Source organism: Rhodoferax sp. (assembly GCF_028688795.1).
GTDB lineage: Bacteria > Pseudomonadota > Gammaproteobacteria > Burkholderiales > Burkholderiaceae_C > Rhodoferax.
Map to the genome: position 1 here is coordinate 93,101 of NZ_JAQTXM010000001.1, position 19,440 is coordinate 112,540.

18 protein-coding genes and 1 tRNA gene are annotated in these 19,440 nt (G+C 58.5%); 13 read left to right on the forward strand and 6 right to left on the reverse strand.

Features of this window, described 5'->3' with window-relative positions:
- The first annotated feature begins 72 nt into the window (after positions 1 to 72).
- From PHQ58_RS00475 to PHQ58_RS00505, 7 genes are all read left to right on the forward strand, one after another.
- Complete coding sequence (locus PHQ58_RS00475; RefSeq protein WP_300105663.1) at positions 73 to 1,389, forward strand: hypothetical protein; 1,317 nt, start codon at positions 73 to 75, stop codon at positions 1,387 to 1,389.
- An 80-nt stretch (positions 1,390 to 1,469) separates the two neighbouring features.
- Positions 1,470 to 2,574, forward strand: a protein-coding gene (gene prfB, locus PHQ58_RS00480; protein ID WP_300105665.1) for a peptide chain release factor 2 whose coding sequence is annotated in 2 segments (ribosomal slippage) — positions 1,470 to 1,550 and positions 1,552 to 2,574 — 1,104 coding nt in all. Because the reading frame shifts where the segments join, the coding sequence is not laid out codon by codon here.
- Positions 2,574 to 3,269, forward strand: a complete 696-nt coding sequence (locus PHQ58_RS00485; RefSeq protein WP_300105666.1) for an HAD family phosphatase — start codon at positions 2,574 to 2,576, stop codon at positions 3,267 to 3,269. Before prfB ends, PHQ58_RS00485 begins: the two co-directional genes overlap by 1 nt.
- Positions 3,253 to 5,958, forward strand: a complete 2,706-nt coding sequence (pepN, locus tag PHQ58_RS00490; RefSeq protein ID WP_300105667.1) for an aminopeptidase N — start codon at positions 3,253 to 3,255, stop codon at positions 5,956 to 5,958. Before PHQ58_RS00485 ends, pepN begins: the two co-directional genes overlap by 17 nt.
- A 36-nt stretch (positions 5,959 to 5,994) precedes the next feature.
- Positions 5,995 to 6,999, forward strand: coding sequence for a class 1 fructose-bisphosphatase (locus tag PHQ58_RS00495; protein ID WP_300105669.1), 1,005 nt, complete (start codon positions 5,995 to 5,997; stop codon positions 6,997 to 6,999).
- A 29-nt stretch (positions 7,000 to 7,028) separates the two neighbouring features.
- A tRNA-Thr gene (locus PHQ58_RS00500) sits at positions 7,029 to 7,104 on the forward strand.
- Positions 7,105 to 7,605: 501 nt separating this feature from the next.
- Complete coding sequence (locus tag PHQ58_RS00505) at positions 7,606 to 8,754, forward strand: class I SAM-dependent methyltransferase (RefSeq protein WP_300105670.1); 1,149 nt, start codon at positions 7,606 to 7,608, stop codon at positions 8,752 to 8,754.
- Positions 8,755 to 8,767: 13 nt separating this feature from the next.
- On the opposite strand, the gene PHQ58_RS00510 is transcribed toward PHQ58_RS00505, so the two are convergent.
- A complete protein-coding gene (locus PHQ58_RS00510; protein WP_300105672.1) occupies positions 8,768 to 10,075 on the reverse strand; it encodes a hemolysin family protein in 1,308 nt (435 codons plus the stop codon).
- 24 nt (positions 10,076 to 10,099) lie between these two features.
- On the opposite strand from PHQ58_RS00510, the gene PHQ58_RS00515 reads away from it, so the two are divergent.
- Positions 10,100 to 10,945, forward strand: coding sequence for a symmetrical bis(5'-nucleosyl)-tetraphosphatase (locus tag PHQ58_RS00515; RefSeq protein ID WP_300105674.1), 846 nt, complete (start codon positions 10,100 to 10,102; stop codon positions 10,943 to 10,945).
- 17 nt (positions 10,946 to 10,962) lie between these two features.
- Here the strand turns inward: PHQ58_RS00515 and PHQ58_RS00520 are convergent, their stop codons facing one another.
- The 4 genes from PHQ58_RS00520 to PHQ58_RS00535 form a co-directional block, all read right to left on the reverse strand.
- Positions 10,963 to 12,456 (reverse strand): DEAD/DEAH box helicase, encoded by a 1,494-nt coding sequence (locus tag PHQ58_RS00520; protein WP_300105676.1) that lies wholly within the window; start codon positions 12,454 to 12,456, stop codon positions 10,963 to 10,965.
- 83 nt (positions 12,457 to 12,539) lie between these two features.
- Entirely contained in the window at positions 12,540 to 13,415 is an 876-nt protein-coding gene (locus tag PHQ58_RS00525) for a neutral zinc metallopeptidase (protein WP_300105678.1), read from the reverse strand.
- Positions 13,416 to 13,470: 55 nt separating this feature from the next.
- The gene (gene dcd, locus PHQ58_RS00530; RefSeq protein WP_300105680.1) at positions 13,471 to 14,040 is read right to left on the reverse strand and encodes a dCTP deaminase; all 570 of its coding nucleotides are present in this window, start codon (positions 14,038 to 14,040) and stop codon (positions 13,471 to 13,473) included.
- A 49-nt stretch (positions 14,041 to 14,089) separates the two neighbouring features.
- Positions 14,090 to 15,271, reverse strand: a complete 1,182-nt coding sequence (locus PHQ58_RS00535; protein ID WP_300105682.1) for an MFS transporter — start codon at positions 15,269 to 15,271, stop codon at positions 14,090 to 14,092.
- A 135-nt stretch (positions 15,272 to 15,406) separates the two neighbouring features.
- On the opposite strand from PHQ58_RS00535, the gene PHQ58_RS00540 reads away from it, so the two are divergent.
- From PHQ58_RS00540 to PHQ58_RS00560, 5 genes are all read left to right on the forward strand, one after another.
- Positions 15,407 to 15,955, forward strand: coding sequence for a phosphatidylglycerophosphatase A (locus PHQ58_RS00540; RefSeq protein WP_300105683.1), 549 nt, complete (start codon positions 15,407 to 15,409; stop codon positions 15,953 to 15,955).
- A 94-nt stretch (positions 15,956 to 16,049) separates the two neighbouring features.
- A complete protein-coding gene (locus tag PHQ58_RS00545; RefSeq protein ID WP_300105685.1) occupies positions 16,050 to 16,769 on the forward strand; it encodes a nucleotide-binding protein in 720 nt (239 codons plus the stop codon).
- Between the two features lie 7 nt (positions 16,770 to 16,776).
- Entirely contained in the window at positions 16,777 to 17,253 is a 477-nt protein-coding gene (locus PHQ58_RS00550) for a CinA family protein (protein ID WP_300105687.1), read from the forward strand.
- Positions 17,254 to 17,280: 27 nt separating this feature from the next.
- Positions 17,281 to 17,883 carry a LysE/ArgO family amino acid transporter gene (locus tag PHQ58_RS00555; protein WP_300105689.1) on the forward strand — a complete coding sequence of 201 codons (603 nt, stop codon included), beginning with the start codon at positions 17,281 to 17,283 and terminating at the stop codon, positions 17,881 to 17,883.
- A gap of 17 nt (positions 17,884 to 17,900) precedes the next feature.
- A complete protein-coding gene (locus PHQ58_RS00560) occupies positions 17,901 to 18,389 on the forward strand; it encodes a nuclear transport factor 2 family protein (RefSeq protein ID WP_300105691.1) in 489 nt (162 codons plus the stop codon).
- Between the two features lie 133 nt (positions 18,390 to 18,522).
- Here the strand turns inward: PHQ58_RS00560 and PHQ58_RS00565 are convergent, their stop codons facing one another.
- The gene (locus tag PHQ58_RS00565; RefSeq protein ID WP_300105693.1) at positions 18,523 to 19,359 is read right to left on the reverse strand and encodes a UPF0149 family protein; all 837 of its coding nucleotides are present in this window, start codon (positions 19,357 to 19,359) and stop codon (positions 18,523 to 18,525) included.
- Between the last annotated feature and the right edge of the window lie 81 nt (positions 19,360 to 19,440).

Here is a 19,440-nt window from a genome sequence, read left to right on the forward strand (position 1 = left end):
GCGCTCGGATTTGACCAGTGATAGGCTGACGGGTAGTAGGGATTTTTCTCAACCCCAACGCGGAGGCGCTTCATGACACACGCATTGAATCCACTCACCAACCACAGCCCAGTCGTAACCCCCATCGCGCTGGCCGCCGCTGCGCTGCTGGCCTGCAGCGCAAGTCTGGCGCAAACCCAGATGGTCAAGTCGCCAGTGGCGCAATACTGGATGGACGTGGCCACCATTTCCATGGCCGGCATGGACGACATGCCAGACATGGGCGCACTGGGTGGTTTGATGGGCGGCATGACTGGCATGCCCGGCATGGGTGGGGTCAGCTTTGGGGCCACCCGCGGCATGATGCCCGGGCGCTGGCTGGACTTGGCCGTGAGCACTCAACGCAAGCCGGCCGGCACCGAGGCAGTGCAAACCATTCCGCCAAGCCAGGCGATGGGACCAAGCCTGACCCTTTTGCCTGTCAAAGCACAAGCCCAAAAGCCAAGCCAGCGGGGTGGCAGCGTCGATGAGGTCCCTGAGCCCCCCAAAGGCCGGATTCTGTTTTACTGGGGCTGCAGCGACACCGTGCGTTCCGGTCAGCCGCGGATTCTGGACTTTGCAAAAATGGGTTTTGATGAGTACGGCAAATTCATGATGGGCCGCGCCACGCACGACACCGGTGCGAAAGCAATTCCCGGCCATGCCGTTTGGCCCAACGAGACACACCGTCAAAAAGTGCCACCTGAAGCCTCTTTGACCGGGCCACACGCATTGAGTGGCGACGGCTTACCTGCCAGTTTGCAATTCAGCATCGGCCAGCAACAGGATTTCATGCCCAAGCTGGCACTGGTCAGCCAGGGCGGCGGTGCAGCGGCCAGTCACATCACATGGCAGCGGCTGCCCACGGCACAAGCCTATTTTCTGAATGCCATGAGCGGCAGTGACAACGCGGGTGCCACCGAGATGGTGATCTGGAGCTCATCCGAGGTGCCAGAGCCGGGCTGGGGCTTGATGGATTACGCCAACAACGCCAGCGTGGACAAATGGCTGAAAGAAAAAGTGCTGCTGCCAGCCAGCAAGACAGATTGCGCTGTGCCTGCGGGCATTTTTGCCAAGGCCGAAGGGGCCATGTTGCGCGGCATTGCCTATGGACAAGAACTTAACTTGGCGCACCCGCCCCGCCCCGCCGACAAACGCATCGCGTGGGAACCTGAGTGGACCGCCAAGGTTCGTGTCAAGGCCCTGAGCATGGTCATGCTGGGCGAAGAAGGGGATAACGCAGGCTCTAGCAAACCTGCCCGAAGCCGAACAGGTGAGTCCACGCCCGAGGAATCGGGCAGCCAGCCGCCGATTGGCATTCCGGGACTGCCGGATGTTGGCAAGGCGCTTAAGGGCCTGTTTGGGCGCTGAGTTGCCCCAAGGGGCAGTGGCATGCGGACCGTGAGAAAATGGCGGGTTATTCGCCACATTTAACGCACAGGACACGCATCATGGAAGCAGAACGCATCAACGCCATCGCCACACAACTCAGCAGCTTGTCTGCCCGGACCCTCGATTTACGGGGGTATCTTTGACTACGATGCCAAATTTGAGCGCCTGAGAACCGTCAACGCCAGCCTGGAAGACCCCGCGGTCTGGAACGACCCCAAGCGCGCCCAAGAGTTGGGCCGCGAGAAAAAGGCGCTGGACGGCGTGGTGGTCACCATCAGCGACCTGGAGCGCGACCTCTCTGACAACTCCGAGTTGTTCGAGATGAGCAAGGAAGACAATGACGAAACCGGCCTGATCACCATCGAGGCCGAAGCGGCCAAGCTGGAAGAGATCGTCAAGGGCCTTGAATTCCGCCGCATGTTCAACAACCCGGCTGACCCGCTGAACTGTTTTGTCGACATTCAATCTGGCGCCGGTGGCACCGAAGCCTGCGACTGGGCCAGCATGCTGCTGCGCCAATACTTACGCTACTGCGAGCGCAAGGGTTTCAAGACCGAGATCGAAGACGAAACCCCGGGCGACACGGCCGGCATCAAGGGCGCGTCGTTCAAGGTTGAAGGCGAGTACGCGTTTGGCTTGTTGCGCACCGAGACTGGCGTGCACCGCCTGGTGCGCAAGAGTCCGTTTGACTCGTCAGGTGGCCGCCACACCAGCTTTGCCAGCGTGTTTGTTTACCCTGAGATTGATGACTCGATCGAGATCAATATCAACCCCAGCGACGTGCGCACCGACACCTACCGCGCCAGTGGCGCCGGCGGCCAGCACATCAATAAAACCGACTCTGCGGTTCGCCTGACCCACTTGCCCACCGGCATCGTGGTGCAGTGTCAAGATGGCCGCAGCCAGCACGGCAACCGCGACATCGCCTGGAAACGCCTGCGCTCCAAGCTATACGACTTTGAGTTGCGCAAGCAGCAAGAAGAACAGCAAAAGCTTGAAGACGGCAAGACCGACGTCGGCTGGGGCCACCAGATTCGCTCTTACGTGCTGGACAACAGCCGCATCAAGGATTTGCGCACCAATTACGAAACCTCCGCCACGCAAAAGGTGCTGGACGGTGACCTGGACCAATTCATCGAAGCCTCCTTGAAGCAGGGCGTGTGATGACGCGCGTCAACCTGGCTGGGCCGGTGGAAGCTCTGATTTTCGACATGGACGGCACCATGATCGACTCCATGGGATTTCATGCGCAAAGCTGGCAGCTTTTTGCAGAGCAACACGGCCTGAGCATCGATCTGGACGACCTGATGCGCCGCACCACCGGGCGCACTGGCGCCGAGTGCATGCGCGAGCTGTTTCAGAGGGACATCAGCAACGACGAAGCCTGGATGCTGATTGCGGAAAAAGAGCGACTCTACCGCGACATGTTTGGCCCGGTATTTGCCGAGGTGGCTGGCTTCAAGGCGTTTTACGCGCAGGCCTTGACGCTTGGCTTAACGCTTGGCGTAGGCACAGCGGGCGACAAACACAACATCGCGTTCGCCATGGGTCACCTGGCACTGCCGACGCCGCCCAAGGCCATTGTGGGCGGTGACGAAGGGTTGCCCGGAAAACCCGAACCCGCTATATTTTTAGAAGTTGCTAGCCGAATGAATACAAGGGCTAGCGGCTGTATTGTCTTTGAAGATGCACCCTTTGGCATCGAAGCGGCGCGCCGCGCCGGCATGCAGGCTGTGGCCATTTGCAGCTCCCATACGCCCGCGCAACTCGCGGGCCCCCACGTGATCGCCACGGTGCGCGATTACCATGAACTCTTAAATTCGAATTTCCTGGAGACTCTTCATGTTGCAACTTCGTGACGCAAGCGGCCCAGCGACGGTGATTCGCCGCGCTGACTATGCCGCCCCAGCCTACTGGATCGACACCGTTGACCTGAGCTTTGACCTGGACCCGGCCAAAACCCGTGTCCTGAACAAAATGACACTGCGCCGCAACCCGGACGTGGCGGCACAAGCCCTGCGCCTGGACGGTGACGAACTGAACCTGGCGCGAGTGCTGGTCAACGGCGCAGGCACATCCTTCAAAATGGACGCTGGTCAACTGGTGCTGGAAAACCTGCCACTTGAAGGCAGTTTTGATCTGGAAATCTTCACCACCTGCGCGCCGGTCAAAAACACCAAGTTGATGGGCCTCTACGTCAGCAACGACTCTTTCTTCACCCAGTGCGAGGCTGAAGGGTTCCGGCGCATCACCTTCTTCATGGACCGCCCCGATGTCATGGCCAACTTTACCGTGACGCTGCGCGCAGACAAAGAAAAATACCCGGTTTTGCTGAGCAATGGCAACCTGACGGACAGTGGCCCACTGGACGACGGCCGTCACTTTGCCACCTGGGTTGACCCACACAGGAAGCCCTGCTACCTGTTCGCCCTGGTAGCCGGCAAGCTGGTGGCGCGTGAGCAGCGCATCACCTCACGCGGGGGGAAAGACCACCTGCTGCAGGTGTATGTGCGCCCCGGCGATATGGACAAAACCGAGCACGCCATGAATTCGCTGATCAATTCGGTCATTTGGGACGAAGCCCGCTTTGGCCTGGCGCTTGACCTGGAGCGCTTCATGATTGTGGCCACCAGCGACTTCAACATGGGCGCCATGGAAAACAAGGGCCTGAACATCTTCAACACCAAGTACGTGCTGGCCAACCAGGCCACCGCCACCGATGTCGACTTTGCCAACATCGAGTCTGTGGTGGGCCACGAATATTTTCACAACTGGACCGGCAACCGCATCACCTGCCGCGACTGGTTCCAACTGTCATTAAAAGAAGGCCTGACCGTGTTTCGCGACCAGGAATTCAGCATGGATTTGTGTGCTGACGCATCTGCTCGCGCTGTGAAACGCATCGAAGACGTGCGTGTGTTGCGCACTGCCCAGTTCCCCGAAGATGACGGCCCCATGGCACACCCGGTGCGCCCTGACAGCTACATCGAGATCAACAACTTCTACACCGTCACCATTTACGAAAAAGGCGCCGAGGTGGTGCGCATGATGCAGACCCTGGTTGGAAGATCAGGGTTTGCCAAGGGCATGACGCTGTACTTTGCGCGCCACGATGGCAGCGCGGTGACCTGCGACGACTTCGCGCAAGCTATTGCCGATGCCAACCCCGACTCAGCCCTGACCCGCCTGCTGCAGCAATTCAAGCGCTGGTACAGCCAGGCTGGCACGCCCCGCTTGGCGTCCAGCGCGCACTATGACGCGGCTGCGCAAACCTACACCTTGAACTTTTCCCAAAGCTGCCCCGCCACGCCGGGTCAGGACAGCAAAGATCCGTTTGTCATACCGGTCAATCTGGGGCTGATCGGCGCAAGCAGTGGCGCCACCCTGCCCTTGCAACTGCAAGGCGCGCCGGCCAGCGCTGACAACAGCCACTTGTTTGTCATGACCCAGGCGCAAGAGTCCATCACCTTTGAAGGCGTGCAGGAAGAACCCGTGCCGTCCATTCTGCGGGGTTTTAGCGCCCCGGTGATCGTGGACTTTGCCTACACCGACGCCCAATTGCTGACACTGCTGGCGAATGACCCCGACCCGTTCAACCGGTGGGAAGCCGGGCAACGCCTGGCTTTGCGAAGCGCTATCTCTTTAATAGCTGGTGACGCAAGAAATACAAGCGCTAGAGGCCTAAATGATGCATATATTTCAGCCATGCGCTCAGTGCTTCGCCACGCCACGCTGGACGCCGCTTTCAAGGAAATGGTGCTCACCTTACCCGCAGAAAGCTACATCGCCGACCAGCTTGACGAGGTTGACCCGCAGCGCATCCACGCCGTGCGGGAAGCCATGCGCGAACAGCTCGCCACTGAACTCGCCGCCGACTGGCAATGGGCCTTTGAGGCGCACAGCCAAAACGGCGGTTATTCGCCTGACACGTTGTCAAGCGGTCGCCGCGCCTTGGCAGGGCTGGCCTTGTCCATGCTTTGTCTGGCTGCCCGCCACACGAATGACGCGGTCTGGCCCGGCAAAGCCTACCAGTGCTTCAAGGACGCCAACAACATGACCGACCGCGCCAACGCCCTGAGCGCCTTGGTGCAAAGCGGCCATACGCTGGCCAAGCCGGCGCTGGAGCGCTTTCATAGCCTGTTCAAGTACGAAGACCTGGTGCTGGACAAATGGTTTGCCCTGCAAGCCGGCTGCACTGACCGGGGCGGCAACGTGCTGCCTGCGGTGCGCCAGTTGCTCAAGCACGCCGATTTTTCACTGCGCAACCCGAACCGCGCCCGCAGCGTAATCTTCAGCTACTGCAGCGCCAACCCTGGCGCGTTTCACCGTGCCGATGGAGCCGGTTACGTGTTCTGGACCGAGCATGTGCTGGCGCTGGATGCCATCAACCCGCAAGTGGCTGCCCGCCTGGCGCGAGCCCTGGACCGCTGGAGGAAACTGGCCGAACCGTATCGGCATGCTGCCCGCGAGGCCTTGGCCCGCGTCGCAGCCAAGTCTGATCTAAGCAACGATGTGCGCGAAGTAGTCAGCCGCGCCCTAGCCGATTGACACGCCATCAAGAACCCTTATTCATTAGGAATTTTCATGACAAAAAGAATATCCCTGACACGCTACCTGGTTGAACAGCAGCGCCTGGAAGGCCACATTCCGCCCGAGTTGCGTCTGCTGCTTGAGGTGGTGGCGCGTGCCTGCAAGCGCATCAGCCAGGCCGTCAGCAAAGGCGCATTGGGCGATGTGATGGGCAGTGCCGAAAGTGAAAATGTGCAAGGCGAGATGCAAAAGAAGCTCGACATCATCGCCAATGAAGTGTTGATCGAAGCCAACGAATGGGGTGGCCATCTGGCCGCCATGGCCAGCGAGGAAATGGAAGGCATCTATGTGGTGCCCAACCGCTACCCGCAGGGCGAATATCTGCTGATGTTTGACCCGCTGGACGGCTCCAGCAACATTGACGTGAATGTCAGCATTGGCACCATCTTCAGTGTGCTGGTGAAGCCCGAAGGCATGGGCGTGTCGGAGCAGGATTTTTTGCAGGCAGGCACCAAGCAGGTCGCCGCTGGCTACTGCGTGTATGGCCCGCAAACCACGCTGGTGCTCACCGTGGGCGACGGCGTGGCAGTGTTCACCCTGGACCGCGAACAAGGCTCGTTCATACTGACCGAAGAAGACCTGCGCGTGCCTGATGACACCAAGGAATTCGCCATCAACATGAGCAACGAACGCCATTGGGCCGCGCCGGTGACGCGCTACATTGACGAGTGCCTGCAAGGTAAAGACGGGCCACGCGGCAAAGACTTCAACATGCGTTGGGTCGGCAGCATGGTGGCCGACGTGCATCGCATTCTGACCCGTGGCGGCATCTTCATGTACCCGTGGGACAAGCGCGAACCCGAAAAAGCCGGCAAGCTGCGCCTGATGTACGAAGCCAACCCAATGAGCTGGCTAATCGAGCAAGCCGGTGGCGCATCCACCAACGGCAAGCAACGCATCATGGACATCACACCAACCAAGCTACATGAGCGCGTGAGCGTCTACATGGGCTCCAAAAACGAGGTGGAACGGGTCACCAGCTACCACAGCGAGGCCTGAGGCGACCGCTATAATTCTCAGCTTACCAAGCCGGTGTAGCTCAGTCGGTAGAGCAGCTCATTCGTAATGAGAAGGTCGGGTGTTCGATTCATCTCTCCGGCACCAATATTGAAAAGGGTTCATTGCTTTTAATTTAGCAGTGAACCCTTTTTCCCTGGTTGGGTTGTAGGCAATCTGTAAGCCACTTTTTGTGGCATTCGCCGTCGACACTGATTGGGGGGCCCTGACTTGGCCAGCGTACTGGCAAAGTACATGAGGCGAGTCGCTACTGGGTTTGCAGCTACTTGATGCGCGAATGACAATCCTCAATGGAAACCCATTCGAGCACACTAGCATCCAGACCCAAGGCAACGGTGCAGAGCATTCCAGTTGCACGGGAGTGACCATGAAGCGACACATACATGATCTGGCGTTCATCGCAGCAGCGTTGGCAGTTACGACCGCCGCTACGGTGTGCAAGCTCACCAATGGATCAACGGAGGCTGGCTAATGGATGCCAGAGCAGACTCGTTCGCAGGTAGGGCCGAGCACAACCCAGTGACGCGTGTTTTGACGGGACTGCATTCCCACTCAGACATTCCATTGCGACTGACCCTATGGAACGGTATGCAATATGATTTTGGGACTCTGCCCAAAGTCACAGTGAGCATCCTGAGTCCAGGCGCTCTCAGGTATTTTGTTCCGCCCAGCCTGGACAACATGGCTGAAGGCTACGTCAATGGCCACTTTGACATTCAGGGCCAGGCGGTCGATATTGTGGAAGTTGCGGCGAATCTTGCCCAGATTGGCGTCGCCAAGCAGGGCAAGTTTGGACGGCTTTTCAGTGCATTAGGGCATGACCGACTCAAAGATGCTCACGCCATTGAACACCACTACGATGTATCAAATGACTTCTACCGCCTATGGCTCGATGATGCCATGGTCTATTCATGCGCTTATTTTCCGAGCCAAACCGAATCACTCCAGGAAGCACAAAACGCCAAGCTTGATCACATTCTGAACAAACTTATGCTCAAACCTGGCGAACGCTTGCTTGACATCGGTTGTGGCTGGGGCGCACTGGCCATGCGCGCTGCACAAAAGTACGGTGCCAAGGTGGTTGGCATCACTCTGTCCAGAAACCAGCATGCACTGGCGCGTGAGCGTGTGGCGCTAAGCGAGCTGGACAACCAGGTCGAGATTCGGATGCAGGACTACCGTGATACAGACCCGCGTGACGGGCAATTTGACAAGATCACCTCGATCGGCATGTTTGAGCACGTGGGACTAAACCATCTGGCTGCTTATTTCAACAAGATCAATACCTTGCTAAAAGACGGTGGTCTGGTGCTGAACCACGGCATCACCTCCACTGATCCCGGCAGCGGGGTGACGCCCTTGGGGGCCGCAAGCTTCATCGAAAAATACGTTTTTCCAAACGGAGAGTTGCCGCACCTCAGTCTGGCCCTTAAAGAAATGCAGACTGCTGGTCTGGAAACCCTTGACGTGGAATGCCTGCGCCGCCACTACGCTCGCACGCTGACCTTCTGGTCAGACAACTACGAGCGTCACAGTGATGCCATTCGCGCCGTGGTCAACGAAACGACATACCGAGTCTGGCGCATTTATCTGGCAGGCTGTGCGCAGGCCTTCTCCCAAAACTGGGTATCGTTGTACCAAGTATTGGCCTGCAAGGCGGGCTCTGGCGAACAACTCAACCCGACACCCTGGTCACGCGCATACATGTACAAAGACAAAGACGCGGGGTTCGGGTGACCAAGGGTTAGCTTCACACAACAACTGATGGCTCAGGGATTCGGCTGGCCAGCACTTTGTCAACCCGCTTGCCGTCCAGGTCAACCACCTCAAACAGCCATCCTTCGCAGGTGATTTTTTCGCCAGTCGCAGGTAGATGGCCACTGACCGCCATCAACAGCCCAGCCAGCGTGTTGTATCGGCCACGCTCCTCCAGCGGTAGCTGGTCCATATCAAGCCGCGCCTTGAGTTCGCTCACAGGCATCATGCCGTCAAGCAGCCAACTGCCATCATCGCGTTCAACCGCCCAAGCCTCGGTTTCTGCACTGGGCCGCAGTTCACCGGTAATTGCCTCTAGCAAATCATGCGGCGTCAGCAGTCCTTGCACCACGCCATATTCATCCACCACCAGCACCAGGCGGCCAACCTTGGCGCGAAACTGCTCCAGCAGCTCCATGCCACTTAAGGTTTCAGGCACAAACGCCGCTGGAATCACAAAGTCTTCCAGTTTGCCGGGTGCGCCGGTACCCAGCGCAAGCATGTGCGCCACACTGATTTTTCCCACCACATCGTCGAGCGAGCCGCGGCACACGGGGTACCAGGAATGCGCGCGCTCGGCGCCATTCGCACCGACCTGCAGCAAACCCGCCGCTACGCTGAAGTCAGCGGCTAGCCAATCCACTTCCGCACGCGGCACCATCAACGAGGTCAAGGGGCGGTCATCCAGACCAAACACGTTTTGCACCATTTGATGTTCGTGTTCTTCAATCACGCCGGCGTCCACACCTTCCTCCAGGCTGGCGGTGATTTCTTCTTCGGTCATCGCGCGGGATGCATTGGTATCGATACGCAGCAACTTCAGTACTGCTGCGGTAGAGCCTGACAGCAGCTTGACAAACGGACCAGCAGCCTTGGCCAGCCACAGCATTGGCCGCGACACCCAACGCGAAACAACTTCAGGATACAGCTGACCAATGCGCTTGGGCACAAGCTCGCCAAAAATAATGGTCGTGAAGGTGATCATCGTCACCACCAGCGCCGTGGCTGAAATGGCCGCAGCTTTTTCTGCCACACCCCAGCTTTGCAACCAGCTCGCCACACCGTGGCTGAAGGCAGCCTCACCCACAATGCCGTTGAGCACGCCAATAGAGGTGATACCAACCTGAACGGTGGACAAAAACTGGTTCGGATTATCAAGCAGTGTCAATGCAGCCTGCGCACCCTTATCGCCGGCCTCAGCCATGGCATTGAGCCGCGATTTCCGACTGGCCGCCAACGCCAGTTCTGTCATGGCAAACACGCCATTAAGCAACGTTAAAAAAACAATCAGCAAAAATTCCATGGGTCTCAAACGACAATAAACACCATGGCACTTTACTTGATTGGCGACGTTCAGGGTTGCGACAGCGCCTTGCAACGGTTATTAGCCGAAATTTCTTTTTCCCCCAGCACAGATACGTTGTACTTTCTAGGCGATCTGGTGAATCGTGGGCCTGATTCTGCAGGCGTGTTACGACGTCTCATGGGTTATGGGGCGTCTGCCCAATGCCTTCTGGGTAACCACGATCTGCACCTGCTGGCCGCGTCTGTGGGTGCGCGAAAACCCAGCCGCAAGGACACACTGGCCAGCATGCTGCTAGCCCCTGACCGTGAGGCCATGCTGGCGTGGCTGCGTGCTCAGCGCATGGCCATCCTGCTTGAGCACCAAAACCAACCCTATCTAATGGTTCATGCAGGCGTATTACCGTCTTGGACAGCCACACAAACAATAGCACTTGCAAGTGAGGTTGAAGCCCTGTTGCGTGGCCCAGACTTGAACGAGTTCTTGCAAAAGATGTACGACAACAAACCCGACGCATGGGACGCAAGCCTGCGCGGCGTGCCGCGCCTGCGTTTGATTGTTAACGCGCTCACGCGCTTGCGTTTTTGCACCGCGCAAGGCGTTATGGAGTTCGACACCAATGGCAGCTCCGATGCCGCGCCAAAGGGCTACATGCCGTGGTATGACGTGCCCGGTCGCAAAACGGCTGATGTCACTGTGGCCTTTGGCCACTGGTCAACCCTGGGTTGGCTGGGACGCGATGACGTGCTGGCGCTGGATACAGGTTGCGTTTGGGGCGGCTGTTTGAGCGCCTTGAAACTCAGCGCCGGATCAGCGCCTCATGAGCTCATTCAGGTTAAATGCGAGCAGGCGCAAAAACCTGGTCAATAACCGCCAAATTCAGCGACTCAGGCTGACTTGAACAGCGCCGCGACTTTGCGTTTGGTTTTGATGTTGCTGGAAATGGTACGCACACCCGGACGGGCCGCCGCAGCTTCCCAGGATGGCACGGCATCAGGCGCCAGCACCGTTGGCTCGTAGGGCTTCGAGAAAAACGGGTCTTGCGATCTCAGCGGTTCCCGCTTGTAATCATTGCGCGGCGCACGTGGCACGCGCCCAGGAAATTCCTCGCGGCGCGTGTCACCCGCCTCCTGCTGGTACATCCTGCGGCCATCGTTGATGTGGCCATGTTTGCGGATATCTGGCAGATTTTCTGGGAATTCAAGCGCTTCGAGCTCAATTTTGGTTTTGAGCAACTTTTCAACATCTGCCACCAAACGCATGTCACTCTTGGCAACAAACGTGACCGCCAACCCAGTGGCACCGGCACGCCCAGTACGGCCAATGCGGTGCACGTAGTCTTCAGCATGGAACGGAATGTCGAAGTTGAACACAGCGGGCACGTCCTTGATGTCAAGGCCCCGTGCGGCTACGTCGGTGCACACCAGCAAATCCACCTGACCACTCTTGAAAGACTCCAGCGCTTTCAAACGCTCGTCCTGACTCTTGTCACCGTGCAGGGCGGTGGTTTTCAGACCCTCCTGCTCCAGCGAACGGGCGAGCCGCGCACAGCCAAGCTTGCTGTTGACAAACACAAAGGCCTGCTTGATGCCCCTGTCTTTCAGCACTTGGTGCAGGGCGTGGCGTTTATCTTCACCCTCCACACTGTAAAAATGTTGCTCCACCGTCGAGGCGGCCGCATTTGAGCGTGCCACTTCAATGGTCACCGGGTCTTGCAGGTAGCTGCTTGCCAGGCGCTTGATCTCGGGCGAAAACGTGGCGGAAAACAGCAAGGTGATGCGCTGCTTGGGCAGGTAGCTCAAGATACGCTGCAAGTCAGGCAAGAAGCCTATGTCGAGCATGCGGTCGGCCTCATCCAGCACCACATATTCCACCTGATTGAGCACGCAATTTTTGGCTTCGATATGGTCCAGCAAGCGCCCGGGCGTCGCGACCAGCACCTCCACACCTTTTTTCAATTCCAGGGTTTGCGGCTTCATGTCCATGCCGCCAAACACCACCGCGCTGCGCAGGTTGGTGTATTTGCCATACAACTCCACCTGCTCGGCCACTTGCACGGCCAACTCACGCGTGGGCAACAACACTAGCGCACGCACAGGGTGACGCGCTGGCGAGGTCGAGGCGTTTTCGTGCTTGAGCATGCGCTGCATCAGCGGTAAGGCAAACGCTGCCGTTTTGCCGGTGCCGGTTTGAGCGGCTCCCATCACATCACGGCCTTGCAACACCACGGGAATGGCTTGGGCCTGGATTGGGGTCATGGACTCGTAACCCATCTCAGCCACCGCGCGGGCCAGAGGTGCGGCCAATTGCAGTTGCGCAAAGGCCATCGGGGGCGTGTCAGAGTTCAGTTCAGCGGAAATTTCAGAGGTCAAATCGGTCATTCAAAGCCAGGGTTCAGATGCTATCGATCCGATAGCCGGGGGCGCCCCAAGGGCTGGAGCAAACCCACATTATCCTCTAATGCTCACAATTGGCTAGCCGAGAAGGTATCGCAGCGCTTAACACTGCCATTGTTCAAGCCCAGATTGAACCAGCGCTGGCGCTGCGCACTGGTGCCATGGGTGAAGCTGTCGGGCACCACTTGACCCCCGCTTGAGCGCTGCAGGGCGTCATCGCCAATCTTGGCAGCGGCGTTCATGGCCTCTTCCACATCGCCTTGTTCCAGCAGCTGGCGGGCCGCTTGGGCATGGTTGGCCCAGACGCCGGCAAAGCAATCCGCCTGCAACTCCAAGCGCACGCTCAGGGCGTTGTACTCCACCTGGCTGACGCGACCACGCATTTTGTCCATTTTGGCAGTGATGCCCAGCAGGTTTTGTACGTGATGCCCCACCTCATGGGCAATCACATAGGCCTGCGCAAAATCACCGGGCGCACCCAACTGATTCTTCAGTGTTTCGTAAAAACCCAAGTCGATGTAGACCTTTTGATCCGGCGGGCAATAAAACGGCCCCATAGCGGCTTGACCCTGGCCGCATGCGGTAGCTGTTGTGCCCCGAAACAACACCAGTTTGGGCTCTTTGTAAGTGGCCCCGCCCTTGGTGAACACATCTTTCCAGACGTCTTCGGTGTCAGCCAGCACGGTGGATACAAATGCCGCCATGCGGTCGTCGGCCGGCGGTTTGCGCGCCGGTGCTGATTGGCTTTGCGCCTGCGGACTGCCGCCGCTGAGCACACTTAGCACCGTCATCGGGTTGATGCCTAAAAAGTACGAGGCAACCAGTGCAATGGCAATGGAGCCAATGCCAATGCCCCGGCCACCGAAACCGCCGCCCCCCGAAGAGCCGCCGCCGTCCCGACGATCTTCGACATTGTCCGACTGACGGTTTCCGTCCCATTTCATAGCGATGTTTCCTAGACGGTCTGTTGACTCAAATGTCGATCACAACGCCGCCGGCTCAAGCCTTGGGCAAGGTCACACCGCGCTGACCCTGGTATTTGCCACCCCGGTCTTTGTAGCTGGTCTCGCACACCTCGTCGCTCTCAAAAAACAGCACCTGGGCGCAGCCTTCACCAGCATAGATCTTGGCGGGCAGTGGTGTTGTGTTGGAAAACTCCAGCGTCACATAGCCTTCCCACTCGGGCTCAAATGGTGTCACGTTGACGATGATGCCGCAGCGCGCGTAGGTGCTTTTGCCCAGGCAAATGGTCAGCACATTGCGCGGGATACGAAAGTATTCCATGGTTCGTGCCAGCGCAAAACTGTTGGGCGGGATGATGCAACTGTCACCATAAAAATCGACAAAACTTTTTTCATCAAAGTTTTTTGGGTCGACCACGGTGCTGTGGATGTTGGTGAACACCTTGAATTCAGGCGCACAGCGAATGTCATAGCCATAACTGCTGGTGCCGTAACTGACGATTTTGTTGCCGGCAGCGTCCTGGCGAATCTGTCTGGGCTCAAACGGCTCGATCATGCCAGTGGTTTCGGCCATGTGGCGGATCCACTTGTCGCTTTTGATGGTCATGGGATCTCAACTCCTAAGGTTGACGAATTGTAAGCAGTGGTCCAACGCGTCATGGCAGCCTGACAGCGGACGGCACCTTTGTGATAACCAACCAAGCCAGCGCACACACCATGGCCAGCGCGGCAGCGGCCGTGAACCACATCAGCGCATCGGCGTTGGTGGCTTTCATGGTTGCCCCGGCCATCAAAGGCCCGGCAATGGCACTGACGGTGTACAGCATCGACATCATGCTCACATTTTTGGCAATACTCCCGGTGGAGGTCATGGTGCTGGCAATGAGGGCGAGGGTCAGAAACGCCGTGATCAAACCGCCGAGCAAGAAGACCGCCACCACCAGCCACACGTGGTTCAGCGGCTGTGTCAGCCCGACAGCGACAAAGATGGTGCCAAGGGCACAAACCAGCGCTGCGGTGCCCACGCCACGGTGGTCGGCAAGCCAGCCCACGCCGTACTGCATGAGCAAACCACCCAACCCAAACACGGCAAGTAAATCTGCAGCCTGACTCACTGGAATCCCGCGACCTTGGGCAAACAGCGCAAAAAGCCCGGACACTGCGGCTTCCATCATGCCGCCGAGCAAGGCGATTGCAACGCCCAGTTTAAAAATCCGATCACGCCCAGGCTTTCCAGGGCTCGGCTTGGCGTGCTGAGTGGGCCGCAATGCCATTTCGGCGCCCGGGCTGCGCGCAAATGCCAGCGGCACCAGCGATGCCAATGTGAAGACGATGCCTATCCAGAATACTGCCAAGCCGTGCAGCCCGAAGTAGCTTGCCATCACCGGTGCCACGATGGGCGCCAGGGCAATCAGCGTTTCATGAAAACCCACCAGCCGGCCGCGCGCGTGGGCCGGGGCGATGTGGTAAAGCCATGGCTCCAGGCCGATCCAGCGCAGCCCAAGACCAAACCCGGCCAACACCCCGCCCAGCAGCCAAAAGGGCCAGGCTGCCACAGCCATGCCCAGCAGCGCCAAAATGGTGCAAAACAACCCGGACACGATGACCGGCTTGCAACCAAACCGCTGGCTTAACCAGGGCGCCAGTGCAAGACCGGGCAATTGACCAAGCCAGAGGGATGCGGCGAACAGGCCCAATTGCTTGGCATCAAGCCCCTGCCCGGCCAGCCACACCGGAAGCATCACAAAAGCAATGCCAAACTGCCCCACCTGCGACAGGGCGGAAACCGTATTCAGCGCGCCAATGGTTCGCCAGTCAAATTCGGGGTTGTTGCGCATGGGAAAAATTGATGGGGTTGCGGCGTCTTGTCTTGTCGCAGGTGGCTGAAGGCTCTACGAGCACCGAGTAAGCCATTTTGACAGCCAGATTCGGGATGCAGCGCCACGCCCCATAGACGGGCTGATAATTGCCCCATGCCCGAATCAGCCCCCCGGCCAACTGGCCCCATCGCCCCCACCGGCCATTTCATGATGGCGCACCCGGCACACGTCATGGCCCTTGGCTTTGGCTCAGGCTTGAGCCCAAAAGCGCCTGGCACCATGGGCACACTTTGGGCTTGGGCCGTGTTTGCCCTGCTGCAAAACCGCCTGACTGACATGCAATGGGCTGGCCTGATTGCCATCAGCATCGTCGCGGGTTGGTGGGTATGCACGCTGACTGCCAAACACATGCGGGTGCTTGACCCCAGCAGCATCGTGTGGGACGAAATTGCGGCCTTCTGGCTGGTGCTGTGGCTGGTCAGCCCAGTCGGGTTTTGGGGACAGCTGGCGGCATTTGCCTTGTTCCGCTATTTTGATGCCGCCAAACCCGGCCCGGTGGCCTGGGCAGACCAGTTGTATCACGACGTTGACCCCATCACCGACCGGTTTGCCTGGCGCAAGGCCGGCTGGGGCATCATGCTGGACGATCTGGTGGCCGCGTTTTGCACATTGCTGGTGATTGCGCTGTGGCGGGCTTGGTGAGGCCATGGCTGCACCAGACTGATGTGTTCGATCAACCCACGGTTCTCCGTGGTCATTTCAAGCTTTTGAATTTTCAAGAAAGAATGTTTACCCCATGAAAAACTTTCGCACCCTGTCCCTTTGCCTGCTCATCTCTGGCTCGTTCACCACAGCCGCCCTGGCCGCCGGAAATTCACCCATGGCAGCGCCCACTTCTTCCGTGGTTACTGGCGAAGTGCTTGAAGTCAAGGATGTGGACAGCTACACCTACCTGCGCCTGAAAACCAGTCAGGGCGAAACCTGGGCTGCGGTGAATAAATCGGTGGTTAAGAAAGGTGCCAAGGTGAGCATCGAAAACGCCACGGTCATGGACAATTTTGAAAGCAAAACGCTGAAAAAAACGTTTCCAACCATCGTGTTTGGTAACTTGGCTGGCACTGGCGCCGCCAAAGACGCTGCCAGCGCCCATGCTGGCCTGAACAAGCCGGCAGACGCCGGGCCCATCAAGGTGGCCAAAGCCAGTGGCGCCAATGCACACACGGTGGCTGAAGTCGTGAACAAGGCCGCAGCGCTGAAAGACAAGCCGGTTCAAGTCAGCGGCAAAGTGGTCAAGTACAACGCCGGCATCATGGGCAAAAACTGGATTCACCTGCAAGACGGCTCAGGCACCGCAGCCGACAACAGCAATGACGTGCTGGTGACCTCGGCTGCACCGGCCAAACTTGGCGATGTCGTCACCGCGTCGGGCGTGGTGCGTAACAACAAGGACTTTGGCGCCGGCTACACCTACAAAGTGCTGATTGAAGACGCCACGCTCAAAACCATCAATAAATGAGCATCTGATGCAGCATGAATGCGGGCTGTTGGCTAATTTGCTCCTTGAAAAGGCCTGGCTTCTAAGCACAGCTGAAAGTTGCACCGGAGGTTTGATTGCGGCGGCGTGCACCGACCTGGCTGGTTCAAGCAACTGGTTTGAGCGCGGCTTTGTAACCTACTCCAACGCCGCCAAGATCGAACTGCTGGGGGTGGACGCGGCGCTGATCGAGGCCCACGGTGCTGTCAGCGAGCCTGTGGCGCATGCCATGGCTGCCGGCGCATTGCAACATTCCCACGCACAGGTAGCCGTTGCTGTGACGGGTGTCGCCGGCCCAGGTGGTGGCAGTGCCAGCAAACCAGTCGGCACCGTGTGTTTTGGTTTTGCCCTGGGCGCACAGGTGAGCACAGAGGTGCAGCACTTTGAAGGCGACCGCAGCGCCGTTCGTCAGGCCGCCGTGCACCACGCACTGACAAGGCTGGTGACATTGATCCAGGCGACGTGATCGGTCAGCACCGGTGGCCCCTGCGACATGAACCTTGATTACTTCAGTGGTTTTGCCACCGGCCTGGCGCTGATTGTGGCCATTGGCTCACAAAACGCTTATGTGCTGCGCTGTGGCATTCGACGTGAACACGTGCTACCCATCGTTCTTTTTTGCGCCCTGTCTGACGCGCTGCTGATCGTGGCGGGCATTGGCGGCGCAGGTGCGGTGATTCAAGGCAGCACCACGCTGCTGGCTGTGGCCCGTTATGGTGGTACGTTGTTTCTGGCTGCGTATGGTTTGCTTGCGGCGCACCGCGCCTGGCAGGGCCACCAAATGCACCTCGAAAACAACGGTAGCGTGACGCTGGCGACTGCCTTGATGGCCTGTTTTGGCTTCACTTTTTTAAACCCGCATGTGTACCTTGACACCGTGGTGCTGCTGGGTTCTATTGCCAACCAGCGCCAAGGCGCCGGACGCTGGGTGTTTGGCGCTGGTGCCGTCACGGCCAGCCTGTGCTGGTTTGGCGCACTCGGGTTTGGCGCACGCTTTTTGGCCCCGCTGTTTGAGTCGGTGCTGGCCTGGCGCGTGCTGGACGGCCTGATTGCGCTGACCATGTGGCTGCTCGCCGGCACCCTGCTGCTGAGTTAACGGTAAAGTCACCCCCCATGCATGCCAACGAACAAACCCTCACCCGCTTTTTCACCGCGTTTGCCGCGCTCGACGCCGACACCATGGCCAGCTGTTACGCCGAAGACGCCGTATTTGATGACCCCGGCTTTTCGCTCAGCGGACGCCACGACATCTCAGGCATGTGGCACATGTTGTGCGCGGCCGCACAAGGCAACGGGCGCGAGCACTGGCGCCTTGAGTTCCGCGAAATCAGCGCCAATGCAGAGACCGGCCGGGCCGTCTGGGAGGCACATTACCAGTTCAGTGCCACCCGCAGACAAGTGCACAACATCATCGGCTCAGACTTCACCTTCACGCCGGAAGGCTTGATTGACATCCAGCGCGACCATTTTGATTTTTGGCGCTGGTCACGCCAGGCGCTGGGTCTGGGTGGTGTGATGCTGGGCTGGGCTCCGTTCTTTCAAAAACAGATGCGCAAACAGACCCAGGCCGCACTCGCAAACTACATGGCCAAGCACCCTTGATTTGACGCGGCCAGGCATTGGCACGGCGGCGTACCAAGCAAGGCATGCGCCCACCAACTAGAAATTTATGTGTTTTAGACCTCTAGCCCTTATAAAATAAGCGCAGCTAGCTATTTATTAGATAGCATTTAAATCAATTGGCACCGCAACACTTCTTGTATTTCTTGCCACTGCCACATGAACACGGGTCATTGCGGCCAATCTTGGGGCCCACGTGAACGGTCTCGACGCGCGGCCCGAGGGTGCGCCAGAGTTCATGCAAGTCATACACCGCCCAGAGGGCATCGGCAAAATCATCCATGCGCTGTTCGCTGATGGTCGGCTCGCCGTCTTCCTCAAACGCCGCCATGGTGGCTGGCTCGGTGTCGTCTTCGGTCACGGCCACGACGCATTCCAGTGCGGCGTCAAGTACCTTGGCGGCCTCTTTGTCGCGCGGTGGTGCCCATTCCTCAGGCCAACTTTCTACGGCATACATGAAGCCAATGGCCCAAATCTGGCCGAAGGATGGAATCGGGGCGTCACCCATTTCAGCGCGCTGTTCTTCTGGCAGGGCGGCAATGGCGCCGCGCAGGTCCATCACTTCAGGCTGGTAGGCGCGCGCGTCGTCAAGTGACTCGACTTTGGCGTCAAGCGCTGCAGTCACCTCGTTCCACCGGCGCATCCACAAGGCAAAAAAGCGCTGAAACTGTGCATCGTCCGCAAACAAGGGGGTTTCGCTGTCGTCCTCCAGGTCGAGCAACACCGAGAAATAATCGGTCGGGCTGATCACGCGGCGGCAGCACGCCAGGGCCGCCATGAAGCCTTCACAAAACTCCCATTGCGGGGTTTCATCAAAACGCGTACGCAGGTCGTCCAGAATGGTGTCGAGTTCGTCAAAGTCATCGGGCGCAAGCACCGCATTGGCGACTTCAGCGCTGGCATCAGCAGAGGTTGGGGTTAGGTTTGGGGCTGGGGTGAGATCAGAGGTCATGGCACAGGTGTAAAAGAGTGAGAATAGTCATATTCTGCCTTGAGCGAAGCAGCTAAGCTTATTCAACGAATGTCAAGGGTT

Coding starts and splice junctions, on each gene's coding strand:
- PHQ58_RS00475 (WP_300105663.1), top strand. CDS start 73: ATGACACACGCATTGAATCCACTCACCAACCACAGCCCAGTCGTAACC.
- PHQ58_RS00485 (WP_300105666.1), top strand. CDS start 2,574: ATGACGCGCGTCAACCTGGCTGGGCCGGTGGAAGCTCTGATTTTCGAC.
- pepN (WP_300105667.1), top strand. CDS start 3,253: ATGTTGCAACTTCGTGACGCAAGCGGCCCAGCGACGGTGATTCGCCGC.
- PHQ58_RS00495 (WP_300105669.1), top strand. CDS start 5,995: ATGACAAAAAGAATATCCCTGACACGCTACCTGGTTGAACAGCAGCGC.
- PHQ58_RS00505 (WP_300105670.1), top strand. CDS start 7,606: ATGCAATATGATTTTGGGACTCTGCCCAAAGTCACAGTGAGCATCCTG.
- PHQ58_RS00510 (WP_300105672.1), bottom strand. CDS start 10,075: ATGGAATTTTTGCTGATTGTTTTTTTAACGTTGCTTAATGGCGTGTTT.
- PHQ58_RS00515 (WP_300105674.1), top strand. CDS start 10,100: ATGGCACTTTACTTGATTGGCGACGTTCAGGGTTGCGACAGCGCCTTG.
- PHQ58_RS00520 (WP_300105676.1), bottom strand. CDS start 12,456: ATGACCGATTTGACCTCTGAAATTTCCGCTGAACTGAACTCTGACACG.
- PHQ58_RS00525 (WP_300105678.1), bottom strand. CDS start 13,415: ATGAAATGGGACGGAAACCGTCAGTCGGACAATGTCGAAGATCGTCGG.
- dcd (WP_300105680.1), bottom strand. CDS start 14,040: ATGACCATCAAAAGCGACAAGTGGATCCGCCACATGGCCGAAACCACT.
- PHQ58_RS00535 (WP_300105682.1), bottom strand. CDS start 15,271: ATGCGCAACAACCCCGAATTTGACTGGCGAACCATTGGCGCGCTGAAT.
- PHQ58_RS00540 (WP_300105683.1), top strand. CDS start 15,407: ATGCCCGAATCAGCCCCCCGGCCAACTGGCCCCATCGCCCCCACCGGC.
- PHQ58_RS00545 (WP_300105685.1), top strand. CDS start 16,050: ATGAAAAACTTTCGCACCCTGTCCCTTTGCCTGCTCATCTCTGGCTCG.
- PHQ58_RS00550 (WP_300105687.1), top strand. CDS start 16,777: ATGCAGCATGAATGCGGGCTGTTGGCTAATTTGCTCCTTGAAAAGGCC.
- PHQ58_RS00555 (WP_300105689.1), top strand. CDS start 17,281: ATGAACCTTGATTACTTCAGTGGTTTTGCCACCGGCCTGGCGCTGATT.
- PHQ58_RS00560 (WP_300105691.1), top strand. CDS start 17,901: ATGCATGCCAACGAACAAACCCTCACCCGCTTTTTCACCGCGTTTGCC.
- PHQ58_RS00565 (WP_300105693.1), bottom strand. CDS start 19,359: ATGACCTCTGATCTCACCCCAGCCCCAAACCTAACCCCAACCTCTGCT.